Source organism: Pseudocalidococcus azoricus BACA0444, assembly GCF_031729055.1.
GTDB classification, from domain to species: Bacteria; Cyanobacteriota; Cyanobacteriia; order Thermosynechococcales; family Thermosynechococcaceae; genus Pseudocalidococcus; species Pseudocalidococcus azoricus.
Window position 1 is genome coordinate 1 of sequence record NZ_JAVMIP010000029.1, and the last position, 20,521, is coordinate 20,521.

Below are 20,521 nucleotides of genomic sequence, written 5' to 3' on the forward strand. Positions count from 1 at the left end.
TTTGACACAGCTTCAGAAAAAGTGTACCAACTTAGCGAGGAATATGCTGTATTGACGCAAGATTGAGTGAATTAAAGATTTGTATTCACCCCCTTGAGCTTGGAACCACTGCCACACATCTGACTCAATCTGAACTAACTGCTGGGTCTGGGACGCAGGAATTCTTAAAGTGGCATTCTCAAAAAACTCTTCTGTCAATGGTGGAATATCGGAGTAATCAATTCCTTCATCATCCATTGCCTCTAATCCTTCCCAATCAGTACGAGAGGTATTGCTTAAGTCTTTGCCGTTCATATTGATTTGCCTTTGGTGCTGAAATGCTCCGAATTATATCTTTTTGTCGTTCTGTCCAAACCACAACTGCTACACCGTTACCGAGGAAGCCGGGACCAACTCAACGATCTTCGCCATAATTAAACCGTTCATCTAGTTCAATGAGCATTGGAGCTGCAAACATTTCAGGAACATCGGCAAAATCAATTTTGTGCTTGCGAATGTTTTCTAATTTTTTTGCTTCGTCTCACTCAAACTGCATGAAAAGCTAGAGGGCCTCATTGGACTTTCTCTATTATCCCAAAATACTAAAGCTCTACACATACCCGATGCTGGGATAAGCCGATAGAGAAGATGCAGGAGTTACCTTTACCAAAGCTGGAGAAGACTTTCTTGGCCTGGTGAAAAAGAGTAAGCTTCCGGTTGGGTGAGTGATTAATAGCTGGCCTAGAAGAAAGATTACTGGCCATACAACAAAACCTCAACCCAAGAATATTCTTATTTGTTCATTACAACTGATCTTGAATACTCTACTTAGGCTTTATACAAAGAGAGCATTTGCATAATACCTAAGCCCACCCTCTCCTGTCGTGATCAACTTTGAATAACGACAGTTGCTTAACATGCGGTCGGATGCCATGACCAGTTTATCTATCGCGAAATTTCCAATTAGTGATTGCATCTAAATACTTACCCATGTCATGATCCTCTACCCCATCTATCCCTTTTTCTTTTAATGATTCTATAGCCCCATAAAAACTGTCAATAAATTGATGCCAAAAGCCAAGTTCTTGTTCAATTGTTCCATCCTCTAAAATATGTAGATAAGTTCCAACGTGACTATATCCCATCAAACGAGAAGGAGCCCTAGTCACTAAATCATTGTTATTGTTGAAACGAAAGCATCGTGTTTTAGATTCGATATTAAAAATTCGTGCAGTGTTACGCGTCATTACCCTTGGCTGTCCAAAAGTATAAATATTTGTAAAGGGTTCATCAACGTGGATCAACTTCGAGCCAGCAATTACAGCCATTGCACCACCTAAGCTATGCCCGGTTAGAAAGAGAGGTTTTCTCACCTTCAAATTGTTTAATCGTTTGTATTGATTATAAATTTGATCCCAAATAGCTTCGACTGAATTCCAAAATCCCCGATGAAACTCTCCAAAAAGTTGCTTAACAGGGAAAGCATTAATGTTGTCAATCCAATCAATAAGTTGATCGGTTCCTCGAAACGCCATACAAAAGTATTTTTGATGATCGACGAGAATGGCCTGGGAAGAATGCTCATCAAAGGAATAAACTTCTATAAATTCATCATCTATTTTTTTTAGATTTTCAAGAATCTTAACTTTATCTGGTTTTACTGATGGTTTTACTGAATTGGTCTCTTTTATATAAGACTGAGATGCAAGTTGAGCCATCCAATAAGCATTGCCTTTATCTAATCTGGTTTTATAGGGACTAACTCTATGGATTGTCATAAACTTTTTCCTGGAGCTACATAACGTTCTTGATCATCAGCTGAAAATTCTCTCATCATGCCAAAAGCGGCTTAAGTCAAGTCAGTGGAGACAAGTTCTTAGATTTTGTGTCTATGCTACACCAATTAAAACCTTTTTTTAATAATTCGAGGAGTTTCATCATATTTATGAAACCAACCAAATGCCTGAAGTAGTCACATTAAAATTTAAAGAATGGATGAAGAACGCTAGTCAGTTATTCGATACATCTGTTCAAATGATCAAACATGACATTGATGGAACTTGTAACTATTTTTGGTGCCGAACAACTAGCGGGGTTATGGAAGGGATTAATAATAAAATTAAAGTAATTAAGCGTCAGGCCTATGGATTTACAAATTTTGACCATCTCCGGATGAGGCTCATGGCTTGTTTCTCTCATTAGTTTTACTGATCACCCTGTGGCCAAGAGAGCTATTCATTCTCTGGTGGAATATCCAACAACTCACTTTCCATCTCTCGTCGTAGGGCCTCTAGAATTTCCTCCATATCAGTATCTAAATCGGGATTGTTACTCGGTGGATGGTAGAGATTATTCTCGCGAATTAAGGTAAAAATAGATGCCAGCGACCGCTCTTGCTCAACCTCCCACCAACTACCCGTGTGTCGCATATACGCAAGATTAAATTTTCCAGGCCCCGCATATTCTAAGCGGGTAAATGGCTGTTCCCTGTATTTGCTGTCAGCGTTCGGGACTCGGTATTCAAGCTTATAGACAAAATAAAAAAAGCTGCGATGCCACTTGGTAAAAATCTCAGTTAGATAGCCGAAAAAGTTATATTTACCGTCTATCGGTGGTGTCTGGATATACTTAGGCTTCCATTCATCGATCAGGGCCTGGGCTAGTTGGGATACCTCTAACTTGACTTCATCAGGTACTTTGGGCTTGGGAGCAGCTTTGGGAGAGTAAACCCACTGATACTTTGAAGACTTGTGCTTTGCCATAACCATCTCAATCAGGATTGATGATCTTTGGTGTGAGTATGCCAGGATTAGCATTGAGATGCAAGGCTGGCCTCAATTGCCGTGACTGTAACTAACAAAATAAAATCCCCCAGCAAAACAGCAGAAGTTCTCAAAGCTAGGCAGCCATTAACGACTTATACAATCGGTATTCCAAGCTGCGAGAGCCATGTGTGCGTGTCCATATAACCCCGCTGGAACTTGATTTTGCCGTTAATGACGTGAAAGAAACCACAGCCTTGGAGTGTAAAACTTTTACCGTTTGGTGCATCATCGCCCAGTTAACCTAAAAATGTGCCGCCTTGCCATTCGACAATAGCCCATTCACCATCCTCAAATATATTCAGGGGATGCGTATAGTTATCTGGAAACGCCGTGAAGAATGAAACAAAACTTTCTAACAAAGCCTCACGCCCATAAAGCGGATCACCAAAAGCAACCTGATGATTTTTCGCATCATCGTGATAAAGCTCAATCAGGGCCTGGGGATCACGAGCGTTGTATGCTGCAATTCAATCTTTCACGACTTCTTTTGATGATTTCATATCTTTCAACTCTATTAAAGCCTACCGCACGCTTTCAGCCCCCGCACGACTGCCTAAATCCCCAACCCGCCAGACACAGGTAAGCTTTGCGACTGAACCAAGCATATCGTAGCGTTTCGGTACAGCAACTTATTGTAATATATACTATTTATAAAGAGAATTTTTTTTAAATTAAATCTTCTTCAAGTTGAATGTCGTGTAGGGAATACTTCTTATCTGGAGGTCTATCAGAACGTTCTAGGACTTCCACAACAACTCGACGATCCACCATGGGCCCGATCACATCATCAATTTCTTTGGCCTCATAAATCCTCTCAGTTTTGCCATCGATATTTACTTCAATCCAGTCCTTATCCAATTGCAAACCCCGAAGCGTTCCTTTCAATTGTCTGATTTTATGTTGAGTGAGTTCCGGAGAAACTATCTCTGGCTTCTTCAAAACGTTTTTGATTGCTTTGCGAGTATCGGGGCGAAGAACAACAGGTTGTGAATCAAAATCACTAGTAGACTTGATCTCCATTTGATCAAAAGATTTACCTGAAACTGGAGGTGCAAGCTCACGAGTTAATTTCAGAAAGGTTTCCCTGTAGTCTTCTTGAGGAACAACTTCGATTAACTCTCCTTCCGGATCTTGTGTAGTTGCTCTGACAATCTCAAGAAATTTTTTAGTAATTTGTTCAACACGCAACTCAGTATCTACTATGTCACCCAAAATTAATTGCTCAAAGTTTTTCTGTCTACGAACTCGAACTTCAAATTGATAGCTTCCAGCAGGAGCTTGGAATAACCAAGGATCACACTGATCTTTCACATCTTGACCGGGTAATCCGCGAGTTCGATGAGGTTTTTCTAGAAGAAATTCTGTTGTTCGATAGAAAAGACTTTTAACTTGCTCCACTTTTCGTAGAATAAGTTCTAGTGGAGCTGCACCATATAAAACTTCCCCTCCGCTCACTGAAACTAAAACTTCACCTTCTATAAACTGAATTCCAGATTTTGCGCGGGATTGTTCATAACGAATAACTTGTAAAAGATCTTCTAGCTCATCAACTGCAAAAGATGGTAGCAGTTCACTGGCTAGCCACTTATGAGCAATTCGTTTTGCCAATGCAAATTCCTGAGCTTTGGAATAAAGAGACACTGCACTAACAGCCGTTATACCAATAGTTCGAATTTTACTTTTATCAAGAGTATTTAGAGCATTTGTTTCTGCTTCCGCTGCCAAACGATAAAGTTCAGCGGCACGACTAAACTGTTGTCGCCTGAAAAGCTGCTCTGCTTGAGCTGCGTACTCTTCACTACGAGTATGATGCACTAACCAACTCATAATGACTCATCAACCGTATGAAGTAAAATTAACTGTACCTTAAAACCTACTATGGCTGCTAGCGCCGGTAGGTTGCTATCTCCCCGTCGTGTTTGCTCGATCTTTATTCGAAGTCGCTTAGTCACCTCTGATTTATCAGAATGCGTTCCTGAAACCTCCAATCGAAAACAATTTTCTAAATCCTCTAAATCCTGGCTCCTTAGCGCAAGGTAGTAATCAGCACCTGACCCTTTTGACATACGCCTAATAGCAAATAAGCTTCTTGTGAGTTCTATCGCTGCAATTGCAACAGCACAGGCTCCGGCCTCTGTGGCATCGTCATTATCCCAGGCTCCCTTTTCTCTATCATCTGTTCTTTCCCATTCCACCCTTGCGATAGATTCGACTTTATCATCTTCCAAGGTAAACTCTTTAGGTGATACATGATGTCGATCAAAACAGACTCTTGCAGCTTGAAATAAATACTCGGCAACCGGAGCAGGAAGAGCATGATGCCGTTTAGATAAGTTATGTAGAGGAAGTAAAGGTGGGATACTGTCAGTCAAAATTGATGTCTCAAGTAAAATCAGATTTATTTTATCTTGCCAATCTATTTGTGTGATTTAATGAATGTCTAAGTTCGAATATGCATTGTAAAGTTCTTAAACTTTATAGGGAATGGGAGATATTCTAGATCAGTCAATTAATCAACAGATGTACGATAAAGTCTTCTCAATCCAAATTCAAGAGCCAGATTTTCAGTCGCTCAAGGGTGATTTAGCACTTGAACAAAAAAATAACAGGAAATCCCCCACCCAAAGGCAGAGGATTTCAATTTTAGCTAACTAATCAGCAATCAATTCATCAACCGTACTTCGATGCAGTTGAAGCAATTAAGAATGCTGCGTAGGTAACGATATAGCCAACCGTGAAGTGAGCTAAACCAACCACCCGGGCTTGAACAATCGAGAGAGCCACTGGCTTATCTTTCCAACGTACCAAGTTTGCCAAGGGAGTCCGCTCATGGGCCCAGACGAGAGTTTCAATCAACTCTTGCCAGTAACCCCGCCAGCTAATCAAGAACATGAATCCAGTTGCCCAAACCAAGTGTCCGAAGAGGAACATCCAGGCCCAGACAGACAGATTATTTGTTCCGTAGGGGTTATACCCATTGATCAACTGAGAGGAGTTCAGCCACAGATAATCCCGCAGCCAGCCCATCAAGTAGGTGGAAGACTCATTAAACTGAGCCACGTTGCCTTCCCAAACGCCCAGATGCTTCCAGTGCCAGTAGAAGGTGACCCAACCAATGGTATTCAACATCCAGAACATGGACAGGTAGAAGGAATCCCAAGCAGAAATGTCGCAAGTACCACCCCGGCCTGGCCCATCACAAGGGAAGGCATAGCCAAAGTCTTTCTTGTCGGGCATTAACTTGGAACCCCGGGCATCCAACGCACCTTTGACCAAGATCAAGGTGGTGGTGTGCAGACCTAGGGCAATCGCATGGTGAACCAAGAAGTCACCAGGCCCAATAGTCAAGAACAAAGAGTTATTGCCACTGTTGATCGCTTCTAACCAACCCGCTAACCAGACATTCCCATAATTCGGCCAGGCCGTAGCAGCAATGCTTTCGGGGTTAGACAGCAGGGTGTCAAAGCCGTAGAGTAACTTCCCGTGGGCAGCTTGAATGAACTGGGCAAAGACCGGCTCAATCAAGATTTGCTTTTCGGGTGTGCCAAAGGCAACCACAACATCGTTATGGACATAGAGGCCCAAGGTATGGAAGCCGAGGAAGAGGGAGACCCAGCTTAGGTGGGAAATAATCGCCTCTTTATGTTGCAGCACCCGATCTAAAACGTTGCCTTTATTTTGCACCGGGTCATAATCCCGCACAAGGAAAATGGCCCCGTGGGCAAAAGCCCCCACCATAATGAAGCCAGCAATGTACTGGTGATGGGTATAAAGGGCCGCCATGGTCGTATGGTCTTGGGCAATGAAGGCATAGGGAGGCAGCGAGTACATGTGCTGGGCTACCAGAGAGGTAATCACCCCTAAGGAGGCCAATGCCAATGCCAACTGGAAGTGCAAAGAGTTATTCAGGGTGTCATAGAGGCCTTGGTGAGGCAGGTTGAACTGACCCTCACTCTTAGCCGAAAGCAACCCAGCTTTACTGTCCAGCATTTCCTTGATGTTGTGACCAATACCGAAGTTAGTCCGGTACATATGCCCGGCTACAATGAACAGAACGGCAATCGCCAAGTGGTGGTGAGCCATGTCTGTCAGCCAAAGAGACTCGGTTTGGGGATGAAAACCACCTAAGAAGGTGAGAATCGCCGTCCCAGAGCCTTCCGCAGTACCAAAAAGATGGCCAGCAGTATCTGGATTTTGGGCATAGACCCCCCAGTTCCCGGTGAAGAAGGGCTGTAAACCCGCCGGGTGAGGCAATGTCGAAAGGAAATTATCCCAACCCACATGCTGTCCCCGAGATTCAGGAATGGCCACGTGGATCAAGTGTCCAGCCCAGGCCAAGGAACTGACCCCAAACAAACCCGCCAAGTGGTGATTGAGGCGAGACTCGGCATTTTTAAACCAAGACAAGCTGGGACGGAATTTCGGTTGCAAGTGGAGCCAGCCAGCGAATAAAGCCAAAGAGGCTAAAACAATCAAGAAGATTGCCCCTTGGTAGAGGTCGCCGTTGGTGCGCATGCCGATGGTGTACCACCAGTGATAAACGCCAGAGTAGGCAATATCAACGGGGTTAGAGGCACCAGCTTGGGTAAAGGCATCGACCGCACCCTTACCAAATTGAGGATCCCAGATCGCATGGGCGATGGGACGGACATTGAGTGGGTCTTTAATCCACTGCTCAAAGTTGCCTTGCCAGGCCACGTGGAATAAGCTACCCGATGCCCACAGGAAAATGATTGCCAGATGGCCAAAATGAGAGGCAAAAATCTTTTGGTAAAGATTCTCTTCTGTCATGCCATCGTGGGTTTCAAAATCATGCGCAGTGGCAATCGCGTACCATATCCGCCGTGTGGTCGGATCCTGTGCGAGGTCTTGGCTAAACTTAGGAAATTTAGTTGCCATAGTTAGGTAAAGTCTCCTCGCCCTTATCCTACTGAGATGATGCGAGCCAGGAAGAACGCCCACGTCGTGGCAATCCCTCCTAACAAGTAGTGGGCAACCCCAACGGCCCGGCCTTGAATAATGCTCAAAGCACGGGGTTGAATTGCCGGAGCGACTTTCAGCTTGTTATGGGCCCAAACAATGGACTCAATCAATTCTTGCCAGTAGCCGCGACCACTGAACAGGAACATCAAGCTAAAGGCCCAAACAAAGTGAGCACCGAGGAACAGCAAGCCGTAAGCCGACAGAGCCGAACCATAGGAACCAATCACCTGCGAGGCCTGGGCCCAGAGGAAGTCTCGGAGCCAGCCATTAATCGTAATCGCACTTTGGGCAAAGTTCCCACCAGTAATGTGAGATACCGTGCCATCGGGCGCAACCGTTCCCCAAACATCCGACTGCATCTTCCAACTGAAGTGGAAAATTACTACCGAGATGCTGTTATACATCCAGAACAAGCCCAAGAAGACATGATCCCAACCAGAAACCTGGCAAGTACCACCCCGGCCTGGTCCATCGCAGGGGAAACGAAAACCTAAATTCGCTTTATCAGGAATCAGGCGAGAACTACGGGCAAACAACACCCCCTTGAGGAGAATCAACACCGTCACGTGAATGGTGAAGGCATGGATGTGATGCACCATAAAGTCAGCGGTTCCCAAGACAATCGGCATCATTGCCACTTTGCCACCGACCGCCACAATGCCACCACCAAAGGCGTAACTCGCGGTTGCAGTTGCATTGGGAGCCGTTGCCCCTGGTGCAAGGGTATGGATATTTTGAATCCATTGGGCAAAGACCGGCTGGAGTTGGATGCCCGTATCCGAGAACATATCTTGGGGACGACCAAAAGCCCGCATCGTGTCGTTGTGGACATAGAGGCCAAAGCTGTGGAAGCCCAAGAAAATACAAACCCAATTTAAGTGGGAAATAATGGCATCCCGGTGACGTAAGACCCGATCCAAGAGATTGTTTTGGTTCATCGCTGGATCATAGTCCCGCACCATGTAAATTGCCGCATGGGCCGCACCGCCGACAATAAAGAAGCCACCGAGCCACATATGGTGGGTAAACAGTGACAGTTGAGTCGGATAGTCCGTTGCCAGGTAGGGATAGGGCGGCATGGCATACATGTGCTGAGCCACGATGATGCTCAAGGAACCAACCATGGCCAAGTTGATCGCCAATTGGGCGTGCCAAGAAGTGGTCAACACTTCATAGAGACCTTTGTGACCTTCGCCAGTAAAGGGCCCTTTGTGTGCCTCCAAAAGCTCCTTGATGCTGTGACCAATGCCCCAATTGGTGCGGTACATGTGACCCGCAATGATGAAGAGGACGGCAATGGCCAAGTGATGGTGAGCCGTATCAGACAGCCACAGACCACCAGTGACGGGGTTTAAACCACCCTTAAAGGTGAGGAAGTCTGAGTAAGCTCCCCAGTTAAAGGTGAAGAAGGGAATGACCCCTTTGAAAACACCCCAGTCCACCTTGGGATAAAGTTCCGTCATCAAGCTGGGATTGAGAATAAACTCATGGGGTAGCGGAATATCTTTGATCGGTACTCCAGCATCCAACAACTTGTTGATCGGTAAGGAGACATGGATCTGGTGTCCGGCCCAACCCAAAGAGCCTAAGCCAAAGAGGCCGGCCAAGTGGTGGTTAAGCATGGACTCCACATTTTGGAACCATTCCAACTTCGGTGCTTTTTTGTGGTAGTGGAACCAACCAGCAAAGAGCATTAATCCAGCCATAACCAGGCCACCGATGGCAGTGACATAAAGCTGAAATTCGTTGGTGATCCCAGAAGCCCGCCAGAGTTGGAACAGGCCGGAGGTAATTTGAATGCCATGGAAGCCGCCGCCGACATCGCCATTCAGAATGCCTTGACCAACAACGGGCCAAACCACTTGGGCACTGGGTTTAATTCCAGTCGGGTTGGCTAACCAAGCCTCATAGTTAGAAAATTTTGCGCCGTGGAAATACATCCCGCTCAGCCAGACGAACACCACAGCCAGGTGGCCGAAGTGGGCGCTGAAGATTTTGCGAGATACGTCTTCAAGGTCGCTGGTATGGGTATCAAAATCATGGGCAAGAGCATGGAGGTTCCAAATCCAGGTTGTGGTTTGGGGCCCTCTCGCCAAGGTGCGGTCGAAGTGTCCCGGTTTGGCCCACTTTTCAAAGGAAGTAGGAACCGGATCGCTATCAACAACGACCCTGACTTTTTTCTCTCGCTCCGGTGGACTGATTGTCATCGAGTCTCTCCTCTCTTTAGACAAAGAAGGAACGAGTTCACTCTCTCCCCAGATACGGAACCTATCAATAAATCAATCAAGACTAAAAGTAATCTTCAATGATCATGACAGACTAAGAACAATGAAGCCCTCCGGGGGAGGAATGCTCACTCTCAGAATTATAGAAGCCTGTTCCTCAGTTTGCCGATAGTTAACAATATTTAAGATGCCTCAATATTCAAGGCTAGTCAGGCTTCGGGCCGTTTCCAAAATGCAGGTTTTGGGCCGAGATTGAAGTTCTTTGTCGAGAATGTAACAAAACTTTATAATTGTGCAGTCTCGGAATTGTAAATTGGTAAAAGTGGCTACATTAGGGGCAACTAATGAATCAGTTATGGGATTTGTTAACATCTAGCCGATTTCGTCATTTCTGGGCAAATTTGGGCAGGATTGGCTTGATTCTCAGCTTGGTCTGTAGTTTTGGATTAGCAGGGTGTCAAGGCCAGCCCCAGGCCTCACCGATGGCTCCAGTTGCCCCAATTGTGAAGGCTAATCTTAGTGAGGTTTCCCCCCCCCTAGCCATTGAAGAACTCAATGAATGGTTTGACCAGTACCAGCCCCAGGTGGAAATTCTCAGTCCTCGCCCTGATGAAATTCTGGCCGATACCCAAGTCACGCTCAAGATTGGGGTTAAAAATCTGCCCATTTTTCGAGACTTAGCCACAGGGTTGGGCCCCTATCTTCAGGTGACATTAGATAACCAGGCCAGCCGCCCTGTTTATGCCCTGGAAAAACCCGTCATGATTGAAGACCTAGCTCCGGGAACCCATACCTTACGCGTTGTGGCCGTTCGCCCTTGGGGTGAGAGTTTTAAAACCGCTGGAGCTTTTGCTCAAGTCACGTTTCATACCCTTGTTGAGAGCGATCAGAACAGTCCCCCGCCCCAACGTCCCCTCTTAACCTATAACCAACCGCAAGGTTTTTATGGGAGTGAGCCATTCCTCCTCGACTTCTATTTAGCTAATGCCCCGTTGCTGTCCCTGGGAAAGGCTAGTGATCCCGATGCGTTCTCCGATTGGCAGGTGCGCTGTACGATTAACGGCATCAGTTTTACTGTGGATCGCTGGCAGGCCTTTTATCTGACGGGACTCAAAGCAGGCAAAAACTGGGTGCGTCTGGAACTCTTAGATGGCCAAGGGCGGCTGATTGAGAATGGCTTTAACCCGACAATTTGGGCCGTAGATTACCAACCTGGGGGCCTGGATGCCCGTTCTCGTTTACTCCGCGGAGAATTAACAGCCGCAGAAATTAAAGGAGTTTTAAGCCCGAACTTTGAATCGGCTCTCCCCCCCGTTTCTGCCCCGGCATCCCTCCCGCTGCTCCCCCCTCCACCCACAGAACCCCTTGAATCCACGCCAATTCCGACCCCAGAACCCGAAGAACTCCCCACGGCCCCCGCGACTGTCCCCATTGAGCCAGCGGCTAGTCTCCCCCCGACCTCTGCTCAGGATAGATCCCAGGCCTTGGAGTCAAACCCAGTCGCGCCTACTGAAGCTGAAGATCAAGTCACAACAGAGGTTCCTCCCACACCCAAAGGATCAGAACGGTCTTGGCGGAACTTCTTCAGGCAAAAGCCCCAGCCTTCTCTAACTCCCCCAGGCCTGGACGAGGAATCATCATCTCAACTCCTGACTGACCCTGGAACAGAGGTAACGGTTACAACACCAGCACCAGCGATGGAGGCCACCCCTCCCGCCGAATCGGAGCCAGAACCACCCCCAACGGAGCAAACGAACACAGTGGCCAATCCTGCCCCAGGCCAAGAACTAGAGGCGTTGAAAAAACGGTGGCAAAATTATCTTTCTCGTCCTCAGACAGCCCCGTCCCCTCGGTCTGATGTGACGCAACCCTCCGTGCCAACCCCAGAGCTAGAAGTCACGGCAGCCCAGGAATAATATTTTCAAAAGTTCTCGTGACTAGCTCCTAACCCCGTTTCATGGCCCGTTCCATATCCCGTTTATCCTGCTTTTGCTTCAGGTCTTCCCGTTTGTCATGGAGTTTTTTCCCACGGGCGATGGCAATATCTACTTTGACTCGGCCTTTTTTCAGCTTCATCCGCAGTGGGACAAGGGTTAAGCCTTTTTGCTCAACTTTGCCGATGAGTTTACGAATCTCTTCTTTGTGTAGCAATAATTTACGGTTCCGGCGTGGATCGTGATTGTAATGGGTATTGGTGGTGTCATGGGGGGAAATATGGACATTCATTAACCAAACTTCGCCATCGCGTACCCGCGCAAACCCATCCCGGAGATTGACTTTGCCTGCCCGAATAGATTTGACTTCCGTCCCTTGGAGGACAATGCCCGCTTCATAGGTATCTAAGATTTCGTAAAGAAACCGAGCCTGGCGATTATCGCTGACCAGTTTGTAGCCATCATCCATTGCTGATTGTCCCTAAACTCCAGAGAGGATCCTTCAGCTTAACTTGTTCTGAGCGATCTTGAGGGCGGGCAACCGAGCCATGCTCCATAATATACCTCTAGAAAATTAATTACGGTCTTTGATGCCGACTTTACCCCCTTTGAAGACTTCTTGACCCGTACCGTGGGCTTCTTGCAAAATCTGAATATTTCCCTGATGGCCCCCAGAATTTTGATAACCCCGCTCACCATTCCCAAAACCTGGGTCTGGGCTGTATTTTGACTAGGGGTATGGCTTACTTTTAATCATCGGGGAGCGAACCTACTGGGGCTAGTTTTCTATGATAGTTTGACGGGGTGGAATGTCCCGAAAAGTCCCAGCGGTCTGGATATTTTTTGGCAATGCTGGCCCGACTCTTTGATTTTCCTTCGCTCTTTACCGCTGACTCATCTCGCACCTCAGACAAGCCCAACCCTATGCACCAAACCCGGACAGAATTTGACACGATGGGGCCGATGGAAGTCCCGGCTGATCGCTATTGGGGAGCCCAAACGGCCCGTTCCCTCCATCATTTTGCCATTGGCGGTCAAACCATGCCCCGCGAGATGATCCAGGCCTTGGGGATTCTTAAACAGGCGGCGGCGATGGTCAACCTGGAATTAGGAGAACTAGAGGCTGAACCGGCCAACCTGATTATCCAGGCCGCACAGGAGGTCAGAGAGGGGAGGTTGGATGATCACTTTCCCCTACGAATTTGGCAAACGGGCAGCGGCACCCAAACCAATATGAATGCCAATGAGGTGATTGCAAATCGAGGCATTGAATTGGCTGGGGGTGTATTGGGCAGTAAACATCCGGTGCATCCCAATGATCATGTCAATTGCAGCCAATCCTCCAATGATACGTTTCCCACCGCGATGCACATTGCCGCCGTCCAGTCTCTCCAGAAACGGTTAATTCCAGCCTTGTCTGAGATGGAGCGGGTCTTGGCCGAAAAAGCCCAGGCCTGGGCAGGGGTGATTAAAATTGGTCGCACTCACCTGATGGACGCGGTGCCGTTGACCTTTGGGCAGGAGTTTTCCGGGTACCAGGCCCAACTGCGGCAAAACCTTGGCCGGATTCAGTCCGTTCTGCCCCATTTAAGTGAATTAGCCCTTGGTGGGACAGCGGTGGGGACAGGGTTAAATACACATCCTGAATTTGCCGTCCGGGTGGCTGCGAAAATTGCCGAATTGACAGGATTACCCTTTGTCTCGGCTCCGAATAAGTTTGCGGCCTTAGCGGGACATGATGCAATGGTCATGGCCAGTGGGGTATTGAGAACCTTGGCCGGCTCCCTGATGAAATTAGCCAATGATATTTCCTGGATGGGATCGGGACCCCGCTGTGGCCTGGGCGAGTTGATTTTGCCCCCCAATGAACCCGGCTCTTCAATTATGCCCGGCAAAGTTAACCCGACTCAGTGTGAAGCCCTAGCGATGGTCTGTATCCAGGTCATGGGTCTTGATGCGGCGATTGGGTTTGCGGGCTCCCAGGGCAACTTTGAGTTGAATGTCTTTAAGCCGATGATCATTTACAATCTCTTAACCCAAATTGAACTGTTGACCGATGCCTGTCGCTGTTTTACGGAGTTTTGTTTGACTGGCCTGCAGATCAACTATCCCCAGGTGGAGCAGTATGTGGCCAACTCGTTGATGTTAGTGACGGCTCTCAATCCCCATATTGGCTATGACAAAGCTGCCCAAGTAGCCAAAAAAGCCTATGCCGAAAACCTGAGTTTGAAACAAGCTGCTGTGGATTTGGGCTTTTTAACAGCAGAACAGTTTGATGAATGGATTCAACCCGCTGCCATGACCCAGCCCCATTCTTACCCCCCTATCTATACTGAGAGAAATGAGCTTAATGCCTCCTAAGAGGAGTGGCGATGGTTGGACAATTAGAAATTCGACCTATTTTGGCTGAAGACCTAGCTGCCGTGATGCCCTCGGCCCAAGGTCTGTTAAGTGATGAACCGGAAATGGAAAGTTCACTCCACTATCTCCAGCTACTCCTGCTTGTAACTAGCTTGAATTGGTATTGGCAGGCGCGGAAAGACTACTTTATCGGGGCTAATTTAGCGATTTATTACAGTCGGGAGCAACTACGCCAGCGGGATTTTCGCGGCCCTGACTTGTTCCTGGTCAAAAATGTTGATCCTTGGTTGCGGCCGTCTTGGGTAGTTTGGGAAGAAGATGGTCGCTACCCTGATTTAATTTTAGAAATCTTTTCTGACTCTACGGCTGCCATAGATCGTCAGGAAAAACGTTTTCTGTATCAAAATCGGTTTCGCATCCCAGAATATTTTTGGTTTAGTCCCGATACCCAAGAGTTTATGGGGTTGCGCCTGGTTAATTGTGTTTATGAAGAAATTGCTCCAAATGCTCAGGGTCACCGTTGGAGTCAAGAGTTAGAGCTATTTTTAGGCTTGCATCAGTCCCGTTTGCGATATTTCACCGCCAATGGTGAGCTAATCCTCACACCCGAAGAAGCGGCACAGCAGTTCCAATTAGAACTCCAAGCCACCCAGGCCGAGTTAGAGGCAGCCCAACAAAAGCAGCAATTGTTAGCAGCAAAATTACGAGCGCTAGGAATTGATCTGGATCGCCTCACCTAGGGCCTGGGTAATTTGGGCAATTTGTTCAGGGGCAAGTTCTGGCCAGAGGGGCAAGCTCAAGACTTCTGTGGCTAATTGATCGCTCACGGGTAAGGGCGGATATTGATTGCCATAAACAGCCAAGCGATCTTGGGGAATCGGGTAATAAATCATCGTGCTAATCCCCAGTCCCGCCAAATGTTGAATCACCTGATCTCGCTTATTATCCAAAATTCGCACAGTATATTGATGAAACACATGGCCTGGAGTCACTTTTGGGGTCACGATTCCCGGAATATCTGCTAGTTTTTGGTTGTAGGTTTGGGCAATCTGGCGGCGTTGTTCATTCCAGGCCTGGAGGTGGGGCAACTTGACCCGTAAAATAGCCGCTTGAATACTATCCATCCGGGAGTTATAGCCAATCATTTCGTGAATATAGCGTTGGCGAGAGCCATGGACCCGGAGCATTTTGGCCAGTTCGGCTAAGGCGGGATCATTAGTTGTAATTAACCCCCCATCTCCATAGGCCCCCAAGTTCTTAGTTGGGAAAAACGAAAATGCCCCCAAGTCCCCAAGGCTGCCGACAAATTTACCCTGGAGTTGCTGTTTGGTTTGGGGCAGACATTGACAATCTAAACAAGTGCCAAAATATCGCGCCCCAATGGCCTGGGCTGTATCTTCAATAACCTTCAGATCATGGGCCTGGGCAATCTCCAAAATTTCTCCCATCCGAGCCGGTTGACCAAACAAATGGACGGGCATAATTGCTTTAGTTCGGGATGTAACCGCGGCGGAAATCAAGTCCGGGTTGATATTAAAGGTGGCTGGACACACATCCACAAATACCGGCTTAGCCCCAACCAAAGTAATGGATTCAGCCGTGGCAAAAAAAGAAAAGGGGGTCGTAATGACCTCATCCCCAGGCCCAATCCCCAAGGCCCGCAGGCTAATAATCAGGGCATCGGTGCCAGAATTAACGGCGATGGCAAACTTGACCCCCAGAAACGCTGCCAACTCCTGTTCTAAAGCAGTAACATCGGGCCCCAAAATAAATTGTCCTGACTCTAAAACCCGATCAATCGCGGCCTGAATTTCGCTTTTGAGGGCCTGGTACTGAGGCTTGAGGTCAAGAATCGGAATTTTAGAGGGTTGCATTCAAACGTACTTAAGCCAGGTGAAATATTCATCAGTAATGGCACAGTCATTTTACGGGATGCCAGGCCGGATAGCTAGGAAGATTTCTCAAAATTCGGGCATGAATGGGCCAGAAAATGAGTATTATCAGGGGTGAAACGGTGTTTAATCGAGTGGGGATCTATGGTTGAAGCAGCATATACCAAGACACCAGCGGCTGGATTACCCCAAGATGCCAAACTACCCCCGGCCTGGGAAGACTACAAAAAACTTAAAGCCCTGCCACAAATTTGGAGTCTTTTGGCCCAACGTCACCCTGATATTATTGCCCTGAACGCCCCCTACGAAGAACCCGCCGCTGCCATTGCCTACAGTGAGCTATATCGCCAAATTCAACGCTTTGCCGCCGGGATCCAGGCCTTGGGAATTGAACCGGAGGAGCGGATTTCAATTTTTGCCGATAACAGTCCCCGCTGGTTAATTGCCGATCAAGGGACAATGCTGGCCGGGGCCGTGAATGTAGTCCGCAGTGGGGCAGCGGAAGCCCAAGAGTTGCTCTATATCCTCAAGGACAGTGGTTCCAGTCTGTTGATTATTGAAGACCTGGCCACCCTGAAAAAAATTGCCCCCGGCCTGGCCAACCTGCCCCTAAAAGGGATTATTTTGCTATCCCTGGAAGAACCCAGCTTTCCTGGAAACCCTGCCCCCTGCCGAGTCTTGAACTTTGCTCAGGTGTTTGCAGAAGGGAAATATAGCCCCGTCCGGTCTGTGCCATTCAAAAAAGAGAATCTAGCCACGTTAATGTACACCTCGGGAACCACCGGCCAGCCCAAGGGCGTAATGATTACCCATGCCGGCCTCCTCAGTCAAATTCTCAACATTTGGGCCGTTGTTCAGCCGGAGCCAGGGGATCGGGTTTTGAGTATCTTGCCCATTTGGCACGCCTATGAACGGGTCTGTGAATATTTCCTCTTTGCCAGTGGCTGCACCCAAACCTATACCAACATCCGTCATTTCAAAACCGACCTGAAAAAGCATCAACCCCAGTACATGATTGCCGTGCCGCGAATTTGGGAAGCGATTTACGAAGGAGTCCAAAAACAACTCCGGGAAGCCCCAGCCAGTAAACGCCGTTTAGCCGAATTTTTCCTCAAGATTGGTTCTCGCTATGTCAAAAGTCGCCGGATTATCCAGGGCTTGAGTTTAGAGCAGCCGAATCCGTCCGGTGGAGATAAATTCTGGGCTAAAGTCCAACTCTTTTGCTTAAAGCCCCTCTATGGCCTGGGAGAGAAAAAGGTTTACAGTACCATCCGAGGAGCCACAGGGGGAGCCTTAAAACAAGTGATCAGCGGCGGCGGGGCCTTGGCCTCACACTTGGATACCTTTTACGAAATGATTGGGGTGGAAGTCCTGGTGGGCTATGGCTTAACGGAAACGGCCGTGGTCTTGAGTGGACGGCGATATTGGGGAAATCTACGGGGTTCCTCCGGGCGGCCCTTACCGGATACGGAATTAAAAATTGTCCATCCCGAAACTAAGGAGCCAGTTGGGTTTTGGCAAAAGGGCCTGGTGATGGCGCGGGGGCCCCAAGTCATGCAAGGCTACTACAACAAACCAGAAGCCACGGCCAAAGTGTTAGATTCCGAGGGCTGGTTTGATACGGGAGATCTGGGCCTATTAACCAAAGCGGGGGATATTGTTCTGACGGGGCGGCAGAAAGACACCATCGTTCTCAGTAACGGCGAAAACATTGAACCCCAACCCATTGAAGATGCCTGTATTCGTAGTCCCTATGTGGATCAGAGCATGCTGGTGGGTCAGGATCAAAAAGCCTTGGGGGCCTTGATTGTCCCGAATATTGAGGCCTTGCAACTGTGGCTGGGTGAATCTGGTGGGTATGTCCTCCAACTCCCAGGCCCGGCCCCGGCCAGCAATGGGGAAAAAGTTGCCCTCGAAAGCAAAATCGTTCAGGATTTATATCGCCAAGAGCTAATGCGGGAAGTCAAAAATCGGCCTGGGTATCGCCCTGATGATCGGATTGCTGATTTTCGGTTTATTTTGGAACCCTTCAGCATTGATAACGGTCTGCTCACCCAAACCCTAAAAATCCGCCGTCATGTTGTGATGGAACGCTACCACGATATGATCAACGGGATGTTTAGTTAAGGTTCCCCTGCTTTTTATGGAGACTACTGTGGATCCACTCCTGTTACGCCGCCAAATTAACATCAAGGCCGTAGTCACGCCCCTCTGGAAAGATGATGCCCAACGCCAACTCCAGGCCCAGATCAATCAACTGGATGGCCAACTCCAACAGCTTGACGGGCAACTTCAGCAGGTCGTGACGGAACTCCGGAAACAGAAAACTGAACTGAATAGCGATGCCGTAGAAACCAAAATCCAAGAAGTCCAATCCCAGGCCAATGGCCAAAAAAGCGAACTGCTTCAACAAAAAAATGTTGTTCTTCAGCAACTCAACCAAGTTCAGCAACTAGAGTTTGAACAGGAAGTCGATCAGGGGCAAATGGATAACTTTTTTTATGTTAAAAAGGGAGATAACCTAGTTCAAAAAATGCAGGTGGAAATCTTGCTCCGAGATGGTGTAATCGAAGATATCCGCGGCACACTCTAGACCGCTCAGACTCCCATATTCCGCGTTTTTGAGTTCTACTAGGATTCCTGACATAGATTCTGTTTCACGTTCACTGACCTCCGTTCTTCTCTAGCTTGTTGGAAACTGCCCCATGATTCGCGAAGTGTTTATGCCGGCCCTGAGTTCAACCATGACTGAAGGGAAAATTGTCTCTTGGGTCAAGGAGCCTGGGGATCAGGTCGAAAAGGGCGAAACAGTTGTCATTGTCGAGTCAGATAAGGCCGATATGGATGTGGAATCCTTCTATGGGGGGTTCTTAGCCGTTATTACGGTTCCTGCTGGATCTTCTGCCCCTGTGGGTGCCACCATTGGCCTGGTTGCAGAAACTGAAGCCGAAATTGCTCAAGCCCAGGCCCAAGCCACCAGCACCCCCGCCGTCCCCTCAACACCAACGGTGAGCAGTAATGGCCATAACCAAAGCCCCAATGGCAGTTCCCCAGTAGCTCCGGTGGTGAATATTCCGGCTCCCGTGGCCAGTGGTCGTTTAGTGGCCTCGCCCCGGGCTAAAAAGCTAGCTAAAGACCTGAAAGTTGACCTGAAAACCCTCCAAGGCAAAGGCAGCGGCCCCCATGGTCGGATTACTACGGCTGATGTTGAGGCGGCTGTGGGGCAAGTGGCCATTCCAACAATTCCGCAGATTCCCCCGGCCCCGGTTACTCCCCCTACCCCTGCAACTCTTACTCCAACCCCCAGCCCTACCACCTCACCGGGAGAGCTTCAACCCCTGACGACCCTCCAAAATGCGGTTGTGCGGAATATGAACGCCAGCTTGCAAATTCCTGATTTTCACGTCAGCTATACCATCACCACCGATGGCCTGGATGCTCTCTACAAGCAGATCAAGTCCAAAGGCGTGACGATGACGGCCCTGTTGGCGAAAGCGGTGGCTCTGACGCTACAAAAACACCCGATCATCAATGCCTGTTATACGGAGCAGGGGATTCAATACAAGCCAAACATCAATATTGCCATTGCGGTGGCCATGCCCGGTGGTGGTTTAATTACCCCAGTCCTGAAAGAGGCGGACAAAGTGGACATTTACACCCTCTCGCGGACTTGGAAAGATCTGGTTGAGCGGGCCCGAGCTAAACAACTCCAACCCGATGAATATAACTCTGGCACCTTCAGCCTTTCCAATCTGGGGATGTTCGGAGTCAACACCTTCGATGCCATTCTCACCCCAGGCCAAGGAGCAATTATGGCAGTGGGCGGCTCCAAACCAACGGTCGTGGCCACAAAAGATGGGTTAATTGGGGTGCAATCCCAGATGGAGGTGAATATCACCTGTGATCATCGAGTCATCTATGGGGCTGATGCCGCGGCTTTTCTCCAAGACCTGGCCAAACTCATTGCCACCAATCCCCAGGCCTTGACGTTATAGCTCTCTAGACAGTGCGGGAGGGGTTAGATATTTTTAATGGTTGATATAAATTAGGTTAATCCCAGGATTTTCCTACCCTACTGTCCCTAGTTCAGGTTGCCAAAACCGAAGACTATAGCGTTACGCAGGCTGTTCTGAGAGAGTAGAACGATCAAAAAGACGGCCCACAAAGCATTTTCTGACTTGTCCCCCTCTCACCCTAAATGAGTAGCACTATAGATGATGCTTGCTACCCCGGGGACATAGACCATCTTAGGGTGATAGATCCTTGATTCCCGGTCGTTGTTTTTTGTGACTAGAATCACTAGATACCTGTGAGCTAAATCA

Annotated in this window: 16 protein-coding genes and 2 pseudogenes; 7 read left to right on the top strand and 11 right to left on the bottom strand. The window is 48.1% G+C overall.

The window, feature by feature from the left end; genetic code table 11:
* Positions 1–12 precede the first annotated feature (12 nt).
* The 3 genes and pseudogenes from RIF25_RS16465 to RIF25_RS16470 all read right to left on the bottom strand — a co-directional run bounded on the left by RIF25_RS16465 (position 13) and on the right by RIF25_RS16470 (position 1,757).
* Positions 13–294, bottom strand: a complete 282-nt coding sequence (locus tag RIF25_RS16465) for a BrnA antitoxin family protein (RefSeq protein ID WP_322879608.1) — start codon at positions 292–294, stop codon at positions 13–15.
* Positions 257–535, bottom strand: a pseudogene (locus RIF25_RS17455) (BrnT family toxin). The gene RIF25_RS16465 and the pseudogene RIF25_RS17455 overlap by 38 nt, the downstream one beginning before the upstream one ends.
* Positions 536–920: 385 nt before the next feature.
* Entirely contained in the window at positions 921–1,757 is an 837-nt protein-coding gene (locus RIF25_RS16470) for a lipase family protein (RefSeq protein WP_322879609.1), read from the bottom strand.
* Between the two features lie 148 nt (positions 1,758–1,905).
* Here RIF25_RS16470 and RIF25_RS16475 point away from each other — a divergent pair.
* A pseudogene (locus RIF25_RS16475) lies at positions 1,906–2,181 on the top strand (transposase); the annotation flags it as partial.
* 29 nt (positions 2,182–2,210) lie between these two features.
* Here RIF25_RS16475 and RIF25_RS16480 read toward each other — a convergent pair.
* The 6 genes from RIF25_RS16480 to psaA all read right to left on the bottom strand — a co-directional run bounded on the left by RIF25_RS16480 (position 2,211) and on the right by psaA (position 9,994).
* Positions 2,211–2,741 (bottom strand): DUF3024 domain-containing protein, encoded by a 531-nt coding sequence (locus RIF25_RS16480; RefSeq protein WP_322879610.1) that lies wholly within the window; start codon positions 2,739–2,741, stop codon positions 2,211–2,213.
* A gap of 299 nt (positions 2,742–3,040) precedes the next feature.
* Positions 3,041–3,271, bottom strand: a complete 231-nt coding sequence (locus RIF25_RS17460; RefSeq protein WP_407682467.1) for a nuclear transport factor 2 family protein — start codon at positions 3,269–3,271, stop codon at positions 3,041–3,043.
* Positions 3,272–3,470: 199 nt separating this feature from the next.
* Complete coding sequence (locus RIF25_RS16485) at positions 3,471–4,631, bottom strand: hypothetical protein (RefSeq protein WP_322879611.1); 1,161 nt, start codon at positions 4,629–4,631, stop codon at positions 3,471–3,473.
* Positions 4,628–5,176: a hypothetical protein gene (locus RIF25_RS16490; protein ID WP_322879612.1), complete on the bottom strand. Its 549-nt coding sequence runs from the start codon at positions 5,174–5,176 to the stop codon at positions 4,628–4,630. The genes RIF25_RS16485 and RIF25_RS16490 overlap by 4 nt, the downstream gene beginning before the upstream one ends.
* A gap of 298 nt (positions 5,177–5,474) precedes the next feature.
* Positions 5,475–7,703, bottom strand: coding sequence for a photosystem I core protein PsaB (gene psaB, locus RIF25_RS16495; RefSeq protein WP_322879613.1), 2,229 nt, complete (start codon positions 7,701–7,703; stop codon positions 5,475–5,477).
* 23 nt (positions 7,704–7,726) lie between these two features.
* Positions 7,727–9,994, bottom strand: coding sequence for a photosystem I core protein PsaA (gene psaA / locus RIF25_RS16500; RefSeq protein WP_322879614.1), 2,268 nt, complete (start codon positions 9,992–9,994; stop codon positions 7,727–7,729).
* 362 nt (positions 9,995–10,356) lie between these two features.
* Between psaA and RIF25_RS16505 the strand changes: the two genes are divergently transcribed.
* On the top strand, positions 10,357–11,928 hold the full coding sequence (locus RIF25_RS16505) for a hypothetical protein (protein WP_322879615.1): 1,572 nt from the start codon (positions 10,357–10,359) through the stop codon (positions 11,926–11,928).
* Between the two features lie 28 nt (positions 11,929–11,956).
* On the opposite strand, the gene smpB is transcribed toward RIF25_RS16505, so the two are convergent.
* The gene (gene smpB, locus RIF25_RS16510; RefSeq protein WP_322879616.1) at positions 11,957–12,415 is read right to left on the bottom strand and encodes an SsrA-binding protein SmpB; all 459 of its coding nucleotides are present in this window, start codon (positions 12,413–12,415) and stop codon (positions 11,957–11,959) included.
* 455 nt (positions 12,416–12,870) lie between these two features.
* On the opposite strand from smpB, the gene fumC reads away from it, so the two are divergent.
* Entirely contained in the window at positions 12,871–14,307 is a 1,437-nt protein-coding gene (gene fumC / locus RIF25_RS16515; RefSeq protein WP_407682468.1) for a class II fumarate hydratase, read from the top strand.
* A gap of 11 nt (positions 14,308–14,318) precedes the next feature.
* Positions 14,319–15,047 carry a Uma2 family endonuclease gene (locus tag RIF25_RS16520; protein ID WP_322879617.1) on the top strand — a complete coding sequence of 243 codons (729 nt, stop codon included), beginning with the start codon at positions 14,319–14,321 and terminating at the stop codon, positions 15,045–15,047.
* On the opposite strand, the gene RIF25_RS16525 is transcribed toward RIF25_RS16520, so the two are convergent.
* Positions 15,018–16,181 (bottom strand): DegT/DnrJ/EryC1/StrS family aminotransferase, encoded by a 1,164-nt coding sequence (locus RIF25_RS16525; RefSeq protein WP_322879618.1) that lies wholly within the window; start codon positions 16,179–16,181, stop codon positions 15,018–15,020. The genes RIF25_RS16520 and RIF25_RS16525 overlap by 30 nt on opposite strands.
* A gap of 162 nt (positions 16,182–16,343) precedes the next feature.
* Here RIF25_RS16525 and RIF25_RS16530 point away from each other — a divergent pair, with 162 nt between their 5' ends.
* The 3 genes from RIF25_RS16530 (at position 16,344) to RIF25_RS16540 (ending at position 20,194) form a co-directional block, all read left to right on the top strand.
* Positions 16,344–18,326 carry a long-chain fatty acid--CoA ligase gene (locus RIF25_RS16530; RefSeq protein ID WP_322879619.1) on the top strand — a complete coding sequence of 661 codons (1,983 nt, stop codon included), beginning with the start codon at positions 16,344–16,346 and terminating at the stop codon, positions 18,324–18,326.
* 16 nt (positions 18,327–18,342) lie between these two features.
* Entirely contained in the window at positions 18,343–18,792 is a 450-nt protein-coding gene (locus RIF25_RS16535) for a YlqD family protein (RefSeq protein ID WP_322879620.1), read from the top strand.
* Between the two features lie 112 nt (positions 18,793–18,904).
* Positions 18,905–20,194, top strand: a complete 1,290-nt coding sequence (locus tag RIF25_RS16540) for a dihydrolipoamide acetyltransferase family protein (RefSeq protein WP_322879621.1) — start codon at positions 18,905–18,907, stop codon at positions 20,192–20,194.
* Positions 20,195–20,521 lie beyond the last annotated feature (327 nt).

Excerpts from the sequence above, each read along its gene's own strand:
- RIF25_RS16540 (WP_322879621.1), top strand. The coding sequence starts at position 18,905 with ATGATTCGCGAAGTGTTTATGCCGGCCCTGAGTTCAACCATGACTGAA.
- RIF25_RS16470 (WP_322879609.1), bottom strand. The coding sequence starts at position 1,757 with ATGACAATCCATAGAGTTAGTCCCTATAAAACCAGATTAGATAAAGGC.
- RIF25_RS16525 (WP_322879618.1), bottom strand. The coding sequence starts at position 16,181 with ATGCAACCCTCTAAAATTCCGATTCTTGACCTCAAGCCTCAGTACCAG.
- RIF25_RS16505 (WP_322879615.1), top strand. The coding sequence starts at position 10,357 with ATGAATCAGTTATGGGATTTGTTAACATCTAGCCGATTTCGTCATTTC.
- RIF25_RS16530 (WP_322879619.1), top strand. The coding sequence starts at position 16,344 with ATGGTTGAAGCAGCATATACCAAGACACCAGCGGCTGGATTACCCCAA.
- fumC (WP_407682468.1), top strand. The coding sequence starts at position 12,871 with ATGCACCAAACCCGGACAGAATTTGACACGATGGGGCCGATGGAAGTC.
- RIF25_RS16485 (WP_322879611.1), bottom strand. The coding sequence starts at position 4,631 with ATGAGTTGGTTAGTGCATCATACTCGTAGTGAAGAGTACGCAGCTCAA.
- psaB (WP_322879613.1), bottom strand. The coding sequence starts at position 7,703 with ATGGCAACTAAATTTCCTAAGTTTAGCCAAGACCTCGCACAGGATCCG.
- psaA (WP_322879614.1), bottom strand. The coding sequence starts at position 9,994 with ATGACAATCAGTCCACCGGAGCGAGAGAAAAAAGTCAGGGTCGTTGTT.
- RIF25_RS16465 (WP_322879608.1), bottom strand. The coding sequence starts at position 294 with ATGAACGGCAAAGACTTAAGCAATACCTCTCGTACTGATTGGGAAGGA.
- smpB (WP_322879616.1), bottom strand. The coding sequence starts at position 12,415 with ATGGATGATGGCTACAAACTGGTCAGCGATAATCGCCAGGCTCGGTTT.
- RIF25_RS16520 (WP_322879617.1), top strand. The coding sequence starts at position 14,319 with ATGGTTGGACAATTAGAAATTCGACCTATTTTGGCTGAAGACCTAGCT.
- RIF25_RS16480 (WP_322879610.1), bottom strand. The coding sequence starts at position 2,741 with ATGGCAAAGCACAAGTCTTCAAAGTATCAGTGGGTTTACTCTCCCAAA.
- RIF25_RS16535 (WP_322879620.1), top strand. The coding sequence starts at position 18,343 with ATGGAGACTACTGTGGATCCACTCCTGTTACGCCGCCAAATTAACATC.